Origin of the sequence: Actinomadura formosensis NBRC 14204 (assembly GCF_001552155.1) — a bacterium.
Taxonomy (GTDB): domain Bacteria; phylum Actinomycetota; class Actinomycetes; order Streptosporangiales; family Streptosporangiaceae; genus Spirillospora; species Spirillospora formosensis.
Map to the genome: position 1 here is coordinate 1 of NZ_BCQQ01000173.1, position 11,193 is coordinate 11,193.

Genomic DNA, 11,193 nt, shown 5'->3' on the forward strand with positions numbered 1-11,193 from the left:
ATGAGCGCGGCCTCGGCCGCGCCGACGAGCCGGCCGGCCTGCCGGGCCGGGTCGGGGGTGAGTTCGGCCGCGCGTTCCAGCGCGGCGGTCTGCGCGGCGTACCCGGCCCGTGCCGCGGCCTGCTCGGCGGTGTCCGCGAGCCCGGCGGCGATCCGCTCGTCCGGCCCGGTCGCGGCCGCGGCGAGATGCCAGGCCCGGCGGTCCGGGTGCTGCTCGCCGAGCGCCTCGGCGATCGCCCGGTGCGCGGCCAGCCGGCGGGCGAGCGGCGCCTCCTGGACGACCGCCGCCCGCACGAGCGGGTGCTTGAAGGCGGCGAACGTCTTGGAGAACGACAGCAGGCCCGAGCGTTCGACCCGCTCCAGCGCGGACGGCCGGGCACCGAGGGCCTCGGCCGCGCGGAGCACGACACCGAGGTCGCCGGTCTCCTCGACGGCCGCGACGAGCAGCAGCGTGCGGCTCCCCTCGTCCAGCCGGGCGGCCTGTGCGCCGAACGTGCGGCGCACGCGGTCGGTGAGGGGCAACGCGCCGAGGTGGTACGCCAGCGGCAGGACCGCGCCGCCGCGCTACTCGGCCGTGAGCGAGGCGTGCAGTTCGATGAGCGCGAGCGGGTTGCCCTCGGACTCGGCGAGGACCCGGTCCCGGACGGGCGGCGCGAGGTCCGGGGCGTGCTGAGCGAGCAGCGCCGCCGACGCCCGGCCGTCCAGGCCCCACAGCGGCAGCTCCCGCATGCCGTCCAGCCGGGCGCGGGCGCCGCCGCGGACGGCGAACAGCAGCGCCACGCCTTCGCGCTGCACCCGCCGTGCGGCGAAGGCGAGCGCTTCGGTGGAGGCCCGGTCGAGCCAATGGGCGTCGTCCACGACGCACAGCAGCGGGGCGAGGTCGGCGAGCAGCGAGAGCACCGCGAGGCCGACGAGCAGCGGACCGTCCTGCCCGGCGGGGCCGAGCCCGAACGCGCTGCGCAGCGCGGCGGCCTGCCGCTCGGGGAGGGCGTCGACGCGGTCGAGGACGGGCCCGAGCAGCAGGTGCAGCCCGGCGAAGGGCAGCTCGGCCTCGGACTCGATCCCGGCGGTGCGCAGGACGCGCAGCCCGTCCGCCCGCGCCACGGCGCGCTCCAGCAGCGCGGACTTGCCGATGCCCGGCTGACCGCGCAGGACGAGGGCGCCGCTGCGTCCCGCGCGGGCCTCGTCGAGCAGCTCGCCGAGGACGGCCTGCTCCGCCTCGCGACCGACAATCATGGAAGGAAGGTACTGATGTCGCGCTGGTCCCCGCGATCCCGGCACCGGTAATCCGACCGATTCCTCGGCATCGTTCCGCTCCGTAGCGTTCTGACCAGCGAGAAGAGCGACACAAGGAGAGCAGGATGACCGGAGGATTTCCCGGCTACTCGACCGCCGAGCGGGACCGGCGCTGGGCGCTGGCGCGCGAGCTGATGGACGCCGAAGGCGTCGAGGCGCTCGTCGTGTACGGCGAGCACGAGTCGAGCGGCCCCGCGCCGTTCGCGCCGGACGTGTTCTTCACCAACGAGCGGCCCGGCGCGATCGTGGTGTTCCCGCGAGACGCCGACCCGGTCTCGCTGGTGTGGTCGCCGATGCACGTCGCCGACCACATCGAGGCGCGCCGCCGCGGCGAGGCGTGCTGGACCGAGCCGCGCAACATGCGGGTCGCCAAGCACGCGCCCGGCGTGGTCGAGGTGCTCAGGGAGCACGGCCTGGACCGCGCGGCGATCGGCGTGATCGGCCTGGAGCCGTACCCGCCGTTCCACTTCAACCCGATCATGCCGCACGGGCTGTGGGCAGCGGTCCTGGAGCAGCTCCCGGACGCGACGTTCAAACCCGTCTGGCTGAGCTTCCTGCTCCGGACGCTCGTCCAGTCCGAGGAGGAGCTCGCCGCGCTCCGCCGCGCGGCGGACGCCGGCGAGGCGATGGCGCGGGCGATGCTGGAGGCGACGCGGCCCGGCGTGACCGAGGCGGACGTGTACGCGGCCGGCATGGCCGCGGGGCACCGGCTCGGCGTCGCCGCCCCGGGCATGCTGATCCAGTCCGGGCCCGGTTTCGCCTGCTGGGGTCCGCCGGTGTGGTCCTACCGGCCGCAGGCGCCGCGGACCATCGAGGACGGCGACGTGATCCTGGCCGAGGTGTTCAGCTCCTACGGGATGCGCGAGTCCCAGCACCAGGTCGCCATCGCGGTCGGCGATGTCCACCCGGACGTCGAGCAGGCCGCCAAGGTGGCGCGCGCCTCCTACGACGCGGGCGTCGCGGCGATGCGGCCCGGTGCCACCTTCGGCGAGGTCGTCGCCGCGATGAAGCGGCCCATGGAGGACGCGGGAGGCTGGAACGTTCACCCGCTCGTGCACGGCATCGACCCCTACGGGACGGTCTGCGGCTTCGGCGGCGGCCTGCGCGAGCTGCCGGAGGCCGCGGAGTACGGCCTGATCACCGAGGTGCCGACCATCGGCAGCGACCTCCCCCTGGCCCCGGGGATGGCGTTCGCCTTCGAGCCGAACTGCGTGCTGAACGGCCGCATGGCCAACCTCGGCGGCACCGTCGTCGTCGGTGAGGACGGCGCCGTCGAACTGAACACCCTCACCACCGACCTACTCCGCGCCTAAGACGTCGTCTCATTTGGTGAGCCCGCGGCGGTGATGCCGCCCTGCCACCCAGCGGTGCCGGCCCAGCCGGTCGGAGGACTCGATGCCGCGGCGGGCGATACGCGGGGTGATACCCCGCCCGCCCAGGCCGGTGCCGCAGGTCGGCGTAGTCGTAACCCTTGCCTCGCTCCCGCGTGGGACCCCAGGTCAGGCGGGTCATGCGGGCCACTGCTGTATCCAGATTCACTGAACACACTTGTAAGCAATCGATTGCCCTTAGTGTTGCCGGCGTGCCGTCAATCGATCATGAGCTGCCGTTGGAGCTGGTCCGCAACCGGCCGCAGCTCGTCCCCGCGATCCTGCGGGCCGTCTTCGACCTGGAGATGCCCGGGGGTGGAGACGCCACGCTGGTCTCCGAGTCCTTCGCCGGCCTGAACCCGGCCGAGTTGCGCTGCGACGCCACCGTCCTTCTGGGCGACCCCGAGAAGCCCGAGCACGGCGTCATCGTCGAATCGCAGCTGCGCTACGACGAGGGGAAGCTCTTCAGCTGGCCCAGCTACCTGTCCCTGCTGCGGCAGCGGCACAGATGCCCGGTGACCCTGCTGGTCCTCTGTCCCGACCGGGCCGCCGCCCGCGCCTGCGCCAGGCCGATCGACATGGGGCACCCCGAATGGGTGCTCAAGCCCCTGACGGTCCACCCCGAGATGCTGCCTCCCATCACCGACCTCGACCAGGCCCGCCGGCTTCCCGAACTGGCGGTCCTCAGCGCCCCCGTTCACGCCGACGGCCCGGACGGCGAAGCCGTCCTGACCAGCGTGGCCGCCGCGATTGACACCCTGACCGGTGACACCAGGAGCAGTGACGCCGGCCGTCTGTACCATGATTATCTGACGACCCGGTTCTCCGAAGCCGCCCGCAAGATCCTGGAGGAGATCGTGAAGACCGCAGGCTACGAGTGGCAGTCGGACTTCGCCAAGACCCACCGTGCCGAGGGCCGGGCGGAGGGCCGCGCGGAGGGCGAGGCCGAGGGCGAGGCGAAGGCGGTCCTGCTCGTGCTGGACGCCCGCGGGATCACCGTCCCCAACGACGTCCGCGAGCACGTCACGAACTGCACCGACACCGACCAGCTCGAACGCTGGGTCCAGCGCGCCGCAGTCATCGACAGGGCCGAAGATCTTCTCGACTGACGGTCCGGAGCCCATCGAGAACATCGCCGACGGCCCAGGCCCCCGTCCGGGAGCCTGGGCCGTCGGCGTTCGCGACAGACCCGAGTGATTCCCGGAGACGGGGGAGCGGCGGGGCCCGGTCGCCGCATGACCACCGGCGCGGGCGGGCTGGGCCGGTCGGCCGCCGTGGAAGCCGCCCTCCGGCCGGGGGATCAGGGCTCGCGTGTGCCGCCGGTGAACCGCTGGAGGGCGTCCTCGTAGGCGGCGCGCTCGTGGGCCAGTTGCGACCAGTCGCCGGGTTCCTCGGCGACGGTGAAGCAGTCCGCGTCACGGAGGCCCCACACTTCGGCCTCCACCCAGGTCAGGTGGCGGTACTTGCGCGGGGCCATGCACTGGGAGCCGAAGTCCCAGCCGACCGCCGAGACCGCCCTGCCGGAGAACTGCTCCCGCGCCCGCTGGACGTAGCGGGCGCGGGCGATGGTCTCCGGGTGCAGGAACGACAGGTCGAAGCCGTTGTCGCCGAGGCCGAACGCGGCCAGCCCGTAGAGGAACGTCGCCTCGATGCCCCGTTCCGAGCAGAACTCCGCGATCCTGGTGGCGCCGAGGAGCGTCCCGGCGTAGGAGACCACGTGGACACGCTGGAGCGGATAGGTCTCCAGGTAGCGGCGGAGTGCCGCGACGATGGTCGCGCCGGACGCCACGGTGTCCCCGATGAGCAGGGTTCCGGCGGGCGCGTCGAAGCAGGTGTAGGGCACCTCGATCCGCGCGGTGCCGTGCGCGACGGCCGCCCGGGACGTGGCGATCATGTTGGTGGGCAGGTTGCGGCCGGTCTCCTCGGCCATCGCCTCGCCGAGCTGGTAGATCAGGCCCTTGCTGAGGATCATCAGTTCGGCGGTGTCGCCGGGAGGAAGCTCGTCCGCCAGGTGCGCGACGAAATGCCGGCTGCAGGCAAGGCAGGCCCGGCGGAAATCGGCTCCCGTGAGGTTGCGGTCGAAGAGCAGCCCTTCGAGCGCGGTGTTGTGGACGAGGTAAACGCGGGGGCCGTCCTGGCCGTCGCCGATGAGTTCCGCGACGCTGTGCGCCGAGTCGGTTATCACCTCTCATCTGCTTTCCGCGTACGGCCGCCCGCGCAGGCGTTCGAGCGCGGCGAGCATGGGCGGGTCGCCGGGCAGGACGTTGTCGCGGTACTCCGTGATCGCCTCGTCGAGCCAGCCGGGCATGTGGGGCGCTTCGCGCGCCTTCCGCGACGCCAGTTCCGGGAGCAGTTCCCCGGCGGTCAGGAAGTCGTCGACGACCGCGGAGGCCAGCGCCGCGACGTGGGGGTGGACGTAGTCGCGGACGACCACGCCGCGGTATTCGAGTTCGTCGGCCCGGTACTTGGAGTTGCGCGGGGCCACCACGATGATCGGCGTGCCGAGCAGGGTGGCGGCGGTCATCTCCACCCCGATGCCGATTCCGCGGCGTTCCCGGGCGTCCACGATGACCGCCGTCGCGACCATCACCTGGTACATGTCGCGGCCGAACTGCCCGAGCGTGTTGGACGGGTCGGTGATGGGGTCGTCCGGGTTGAGGAAAACGACCTCGCGCGGCGCGGCGCCCTTGGCGACCTCCAGCCTCTCGATGTCCGACCAGCAGAGTTTCTTCTCGTCCCCCGCGCCCTTCATGATGGAACCGGAGCAGTACACGGAAATGGTCATGGGTCGTCGCTCCATGTCTTTCTGTCGGTGAAGGTGAAATCGGCCATGGTGCCGGCCACGGCCTGCACGTTCGACTTCGCTTCGGCGTAGGTGCCGGCGTGCCGGAAGCGGTGGGATCTGCGGGCCTCCAGGACGGCGATCCGCAGCGCGTCCGCTGCGGAGTCGTCGTACACCCGGTCGATGACCAGGCCGAATTCCGGCAGGGACCGCAGCCGCAGCAGTTCGTCCCAGCGGGCGGCGCGGTGGACGAAGTCCCGGATGCCGAGCCAGTGCAGTACCGAGTCGAGGCGCCGCGCCGGCAGCAGCCTGCCGTCCATGCCGGGCGTCCTGCGGGACAGTCCGCAGGTCAGATCACCCGCGGGAAGGTCGGACAGGACGGCGGCGTCCAGGTCGAGGAGGTAACTGCGCAGATATGCGCGGGAGAGGAAGAAGGCGAGCGATGTGCTTTCGGGCGGGGTGAGCGGAACCGGTAACGCGCGTTCCACGAACCGCGCGATGAACGCCTGCCCGTCCAGCCGTTCGGGGGTTCTCCCGAGCAGCCGTTCGGCGCGTCCCCGGGGCCGGTGCCATCGGCGTGCGGTGCCACGGACGATCCCGTGCAGTTCACCGCCGGGCTGGAGCGCGTCCCGCCACAGGTCGCCGATTCCGGCGGCCGTTCCTCCGCCGTGCCGGGGGGCCCACGTGAAGTCGGGATCGGAGCAGATCCCCCGCACGCCGGTGCGCCGATAGGGGTTGAGCCGGTCCCGCCGGTACTCGTGGACCTTCATCTCCCGGTAGTCGGCCAGGTCGGGGACGGGGGAGACGTAGCGGAGGGCGCCCGCCCGCACCAGTGGCGCCAGGCATCCGAGGAAGGTCCGGTACCAGGGGATCTCGAAGATGTAGGACGCGGGGATGAGAAGGTGCCGTTCGGTCAGCAGCAGCGCGAGCCGTGTCGCCTCCAACGCCCGGGTCAGGGTGAGGGCGGCGTGTCTTTCTCTGGCGTCGATGCCGTAGCAGGCGAGGATTTCAGGGTTCGTGTACTGGACGAACACCGGCCGGTCGGGGCGGTAGCCGCCGCCCGCCGGGAAAGGCGTCCGCGTCGCCGTCCTGCTCAGTACCGCCGTGACGTAGATGTCGCGGGCCGCGACGAACGCGTCTCGTCTCGCCCACACCTGCTGGGTGGGGGCGGGACGTTCCGGGTCATCGCCCATCGCCGTCCAGAGGCGTCGATATGTGCTGGTCTCTGCCCGCTATGTAGGCGTTGCGGCCGGCGGTGATGTTCTGTACCACGGGAGCCGTTTCCACTTCGGCGAGGGAACGCCGCACCTGGACGACGAAGTCCCGGAGTTCGGCCGACGCCTCGGCGTGCTCGACGAGGAAGGCCATCAGGATGGCCGTCCACCTCTCCTGCTCGGCCGCGACGGCCGTCCGTTCCGGCGGGGACAGGCGGCCCAACCGGCTTGCCGACTCCTCCAGCCGCCGGGAGAGACCCTCTTCGGCGGGGTGCGCGCCACGGCCGACGATTCGCGTGAACCGCGCCCTCACCGTGCCCCAGAAGTCGGTGGCCATGGCCTCCACCAGGGCCGCGCCCGCCGCACCGGCGAGCCCTGCCAGCGCGGGATCCATGCGCCCACCTCTCCTGTCGACCGCCGCTCATGAGTCTTGGATTTCGGGAACATTATGGGGCGGTCATCGGCGCTCTTCCAGGGGCTTGCGCATTCCGGAAGAGGTCAACAGGGATGGACGCCGGAAATCGGCCGTAAATGGGCTGGTCTGTGGTGGTGTTTTGGTGAGCCCGGAACCGAATATCGCTTTTCGCGAGAAAGATCACATCCACTGCAATTCTCGTGAAACGGTGTGTCCGGTGCATTTCCCCCGGCACCACGTCCGCCGCCGCGCCTGGGCGACCAGGGCGCCGACACCCTCGACCGGATCGGATGGGGCTGAACCAAGATCGGCGGTGGTGCGTCGGTAAGTGGCAGTGACCCAGTCCGTGAAGGGGGAGAGATGCAGAATCTGGACGGGTGGAAGGCGATCGACGGGGTGCTCGGGGCGCGGTACGGGGACGCGGACCGGCTGGTGTGGGACGCGCCGATGCCGTACCGGCCCATGGGGCCGATGCCGATGGGGCAGTTCGTCACCAACACGATCGCGGTCTATCCGCGGGACGAGCCGGTGCCGCACTGGCATCTCGTCGGGTACGCGCTGACCGCGCCGTTCGAGGAGCGCGGCTACGAGTTCACCCTGCGGGTGCCGCGCGGGCCGCAGGAGCAGGCGCCGCCGAACTGGGCGATGGGCCACCTGGAGAACCTCGCGTCGTACGTGGCGAAGAGCGGAAACGACTTCAAGGCGGGGCATTACATCGAGTTCCCCGATCCGATCGACCCGGACCGCCCGGGGTCGGCCATCCGGGCCGGGGCCCTGGTGCTCGACCCGGAACTGGGGCGGGCGCGGACCCCGCTGGGGGAAGTGGCGTTCCTGCAGTTCGTCGGCATCACCACCGATGAGCTTCACGCGGCGCAGTCGTGGAACGTCCAAGGGCTCATCGGTGCCATCGAGCCGCACCTGCCGGTCCTGGTGACGAACCTGGACCGGATGTCGCTGGCCGATGTGCCGGGCGTCGCCAGGACCGTCCAGGAGGGGTCGCGGCGGGACGGGTCCGGGACCGGTTTCCTGTTCTTCCAGCAGTTGGACGCCGACACCTCCGACGGTGTCACGCTGGAGATCGGCGCCCGGCACATCCCGCAGTTCACCCGGGTGCTGCCGGCCCGCGTGCCGCACGGGAATCCGCTGATCCTGCGGGGCCCCGGCATGCCCGTCGTGCTGCTTCCCGGGCAGCGGTTCGGCCATGACCGGACGCAGGAGGCCCTGGAGATCACGCTGCCGGACGAGGTGAGCCGGGCCGTCGCCGAGACCGTCCGCCCGCAGCCCGGCACGTACCGGGTCGGCGCCCTGACCGTGAACGTCGTGCCCTAGCCGGGGTCGGCCGCCGTTCGGGCGGCGCGCCGGCGAATACGCGACCACGGGTTTCTGCTAGCTGGATGGCGGCCGGTCTCCGGCATGCCGAAGGCGCCCGCCTCGGGAAGTGCGGGCGCCTTCGGCGGGAATCTCAGTGGCGGGTGCGGGCGGGCGAGTCGGCGAGCGTGACGCCGGGAACGAGCGCGGTGCGGCCGTTCTGGAAGTTGTACTCGACCTCGGCGGCTTCGGCGGGGCTGGGGTCCGGGTTGCGGCAGGACGTGCCGGCGCTGGCACCCGACATCAGGTCCGAGCACAGCCCGGTGCGCCGGTCCGGCAGGCCGAGGATGTGCCCCAGCTCGTGGGCCGCGATCCGGACCGGGTAGTGGCCCTGCTGGACGGCCTGCCGGCCCATCCAGACGTAGCCGCTCCCGAGGCCGGTGGGCATGGCGCGCGGCCAGCCGTTGTCGGCGTAGATGACGACGTCGGCGGGCGTTCCGGGGACGAACTGGACATTGCGCACGTGCTGGTTCCAGATCTGCGCGCCCTCGTCGACCGCCGCCCGGAACTCGGCGGCGCCGCTCGCGTCGTAGGTGACCGTGCGGACGACGAAGGACGGCTGTGGGTCGGACGAGGCCGAGGCCGCGAGCCCCGTGCCGGTCAGGAAGGCCAGGCCGAGCAGCAGCGTGGCGCAGACCCGCAGAAATCTTCGGGCAACCATGGGAGCTTTCATTGGGCCGACTATCGGTACCGATGACGAAACCGTCAATGCCGGTCCGGTCCTGCGCCGCCGTAATCGAAATTCCTTCTGGCCGAAAAAGAGCGTCCACCTGCCGCCCTTCTGTTCGCCCGCCGCCGAAACTGAACGGACGGCGGTTTTCCACCGCCGGGTGGTCCTAGGTCGAAGGGACGTCCCGGTCTGGTTCGGCCGCCCGACGCGCAAGCACCGCGCGGGAAGACACCATGGGCGGCATGACCACCACCGACCTCGCCGGTGCGGAGGCAGAGCACCGAGCCGGGAGGACACCCGGTTGGGCCGTGCTGCTCGTCGCGTCCATTGGCCAGTTCCTCGTCGTCCTGGACATCTCCGTCGTCAACGTCGCCCTGCCCCACATGCGCGCCGGCCTCGGCCTCGGCGCCACCGGCCTGCAATGGGTCGTCAACGCCTATTCGTTGACGTTCGCCGGGTTCCTCCTGCTCGGCGGGCGCGCCGCCGACCTCTACGGGCGCAAGCGCGTCTTCATGGCGGGCCTCGGCCTGGTCACCCTCGCCAGCCTCGCGGGCGGGTTCGCGCAGGACGGCGCCATGCTGATCGGCGCCCGCGCCGCGCAGGGGCTCGGCGCCGCGATCCTCGCGCCCGTCACGCTGTCGCTGGTCACCGCGACGTTCCCGGCCGGGCCCGCCCGCACCAGGGCGATCGCGATGTGGACGGCCGTCGGCACCGCCGGCGGCGCCACCGGCGGCCTCGCCGGCGGGCTGCTGACCGACTACCTGGGCTGGCGGTGGGTCCTGCTGATCAACGTCCCGGTCGGCGCGGTCGTCGCGGTGATCGCCGCCCGCCGGCTCCGCGACGACCGCGACACCGCGCGCCGCGTCCGCCTCGACGTGCCCGGCGCCGTCCTCGTCACCGCGGGCGTGGGGCTGCTCGCCTTCGGCATCGGCCAGACCGAGGACCACGGCTGGGCGTCCCTGATCCCGCTCGCCGCCGGGCTCGTCCTGCTCGTCCTGTTCGTCGGGGTCGAGGCGCGGACCCCGCACCCGCTCGTCCGGCTCGGGCTGTTGCGGCTGCGCAGCGTGGCGGTCGGCAACCTCGCCACGCTCGTCGTGATGACGGGCGGGTTCGCGCTCTGGTACTTCCTGTCGCTCTACATGCAGAACGTCCTGCACTACAGCGCGGTTCGCACCGGCCTTTCGTTCCTCCCGCACACCATCGGGATCATCATCGGCTCCCGGCTCGCGCCCACCCTCATGGCCCGCGTCGACGCGCGTCTCCTCGCCGGCGCCGGCGGTCTCATGGCCGCCGCCGGGTTCGCCTGGCAGGGCGTCGTGCTGGACGCCGGCGGGACGTTCCTCGGCTCCATCCTCGGACCCGGCGCGACCATGGCCCTCGGCTTCGGCCTGCTGATGACGCCGCTGGTGGAGACGGCGACAAGCGGCGTGGACGCCTCCGAGGCGGGCACCGTGGCGGGCGTCGTCAACACCTCCCGCACGATCGGTGGCGCGATCGGCCTCAGCGTCCTCGGCGCGGCCGCGGCCGCCGCCGGCCCGGACCTCGTGGACGGCTACGCGACGGCGTTCCGCACCGCCGCCGCCGTCACGGCCGCGGGAACGGCCATCGTCGCGTTCCTCCCCCGCCCGCGCCGGGACGCGCAGGCCGAGGCGGCCGGATGACGCACCGCCCCCGCGTCGGCGGCCGGCGCGGCCGGGCGCACGCCTCCGCACGCAACCCGCACTAGAACGGGGTGCGCGGGCCCGCGCCGGGAGAAGGTCGCGGGGAGGGCACGTCATCGGGAGGCCGGGTTGGGTGAGGGTGCGCAGATCACCTGTGTCGCGCTGGGGATCGGAGGGTGGGAACGGCTGAACACCCCCGAGCGGATACGGGCGAGGGCGGAGGCCGCCCGGAGGATGGGGCGGATCGGGCACGGGCGGCCGGAGGCGATGCTCGCCGCCGGCCCGACGCTGGTGTTCGTGCACCGCGTGGAACCCGCCGCGGCGGCGGTGACGCTGGTGGACGCGCTGCGCCGGCACGGCGCGGGCCGGCCGGGCACGCGGGTCAGCGTCACCGGCGGCTCGGCGGGCCCGCGGTCGG

11 protein-coding genes and 2 pseudogenes are annotated in these 11,193 nt (G+C 72.4%); 5 read left to right on the top strand and 8 right to left on the bottom strand.

Annotation, left to right across the window (positions count from 1 at the left end; genetic code table 11):
- Both AF1_RS36040 and AF1_RS36045 read right to left on the bottom strand, forming a co-directional pair.
- A pseudogene (locus AF1_RS36040) lies at positions 1–521 on the bottom strand (helix-turn-helix transcriptional regulator); the annotation flags it as partial.
- A gap of 42 nt (positions 522–563) precedes the next feature.
- A complete protein-coding gene (locus AF1_RS36045) occupies positions 564–1,235 on the bottom strand; it encodes an AAA family ATPase (RefSeq protein ID WP_067806813.1) in 672 nt (223 codons plus the stop codon).
- A gap of 125 nt (positions 1,236–1,360) precedes the next feature.
- Between AF1_RS36045 and AF1_RS29770 the strand changes: the two genes are divergently transcribed.
- Positions 1,361–2,608 carry a M24 family metallopeptidase gene (locus tag AF1_RS29770; protein ID WP_067806815.1) on the top strand — a complete coding sequence of 416 codons (1,248 nt, stop codon included), beginning with the start codon at positions 1,361–1,363 and terminating at the stop codon, positions 2,606–2,608.
- Between the two features lie 30 nt (positions 2,609–2,638).
- On the opposite strand, the pseudogene AF1_RS37145 reads toward AF1_RS29770, so the two are convergent.
- Positions 2,639–2,725 (bottom strand): annotated as a pseudogene (locus AF1_RS37145) (IS5/IS1182 family transposase); the annotation flags it as partial.
- Between the two features lie 152 nt (positions 2,726–2,877).
- Here AF1_RS37145 and AF1_RS29775 point away from each other — a divergent pair.
- Positions 2,878–3,774 (top strand): RpnC/YadD family protein, encoded by an 897-nt coding sequence (locus AF1_RS29775; protein ID WP_131732989.1) that lies wholly within the window; start codon positions 2,878–2,880, stop codon positions 3,772–3,774.
- Positions 3,775–3,965: 191 nt separating this feature from the next.
- Here AF1_RS29775 and AF1_RS29780 read toward each other — a convergent pair whose 3' ends face one another.
- The 4 genes from AF1_RS29780 to AF1_RS29795 are packed head-to-tail and all read right to left on the bottom strand — an operon-like array spanning position 3,966 to position 7,055.
- Positions 3,966–4,850: a hypothetical protein gene (locus AF1_RS29780; RefSeq protein WP_067806820.1), complete on the bottom strand. Its 885-nt coding sequence runs from the start codon at positions 4,848–4,850 to the stop codon at positions 3,966–3,968.
- 3 nt (positions 4,851–4,853) lie between these two features.
- Complete coding sequence (locus AF1_RS29785; RefSeq protein WP_067806825.1) at positions 4,854–5,450, bottom strand: hypothetical protein; 597 nt, start codon at positions 5,448–5,450, stop codon at positions 4,854–4,856.
- Positions 5,447–6,640 (bottom strand): hypothetical protein, encoded by a 1,194-nt coding sequence (locus AF1_RS29790; protein ID WP_067806828.1) that lies wholly within the window; start codon positions 6,638–6,640, stop codon positions 5,447–5,449. Before AF1_RS29790 ends, AF1_RS29785 begins: the two co-directional genes overlap by 4 nt.
- Positions 6,630–7,055, bottom strand: a complete 426-nt coding sequence (locus AF1_RS29795) for a hypothetical protein (RefSeq protein ID WP_067806831.1) — start codon at positions 7,053–7,055, stop codon at positions 6,630–6,632. The genes AF1_RS29790 and AF1_RS29795 overlap by 11 nt, the downstream gene beginning before the upstream one ends.
- Positions 7,056–7,436: 381 nt before the next feature.
- On the opposite strand from AF1_RS29795, the gene AF1_RS36900 reads away from it, so the two are divergent.
- On the top strand, positions 7,437–8,405 hold the full coding sequence (locus AF1_RS36900; RefSeq protein ID WP_067806834.1) for a suppressor of fused domain protein: 969 nt from the start codon (positions 7,437–7,439) through the stop codon (positions 8,403–8,405).
- Between the two features lie 133 nt (positions 8,406–8,538).
- Here the strand turns inward: AF1_RS36900 and AF1_RS29805 are convergent, their stop codons facing one another.
- A complete protein-coding gene (locus AF1_RS29805) occupies positions 8,539–9,117 on the bottom strand; it encodes a snapalysin family zinc-dependent metalloprotease (protein WP_242609026.1) in 579 nt (192 codons plus the stop codon).
- 239 nt (positions 9,118–9,356) lie between these two features.
- Between AF1_RS29805 and AF1_RS29810 the strand changes: the two genes are divergently transcribed.
- Together AF1_RS29810 and AF1_RS29815 are read left to right on the top strand one after the other, a co-directional pair.
- The gene (locus tag AF1_RS29810) at positions 9,357–10,775 is read left to right on the top strand and encodes an MFS transporter (RefSeq protein ID WP_067806840.1); all 1,419 of its coding nucleotides are present in this window, start codon (positions 9,357–9,359) and stop codon (positions 10,773–10,775) included.
- 129 nt (positions 10,776–10,904) lie between these two features.
- On the top strand, positions 10,905–11,193 hold a 289-nt coding region (locus AF1_RS29815), incomplete at its 3' end, for a hypothetical protein (protein WP_217999860.1).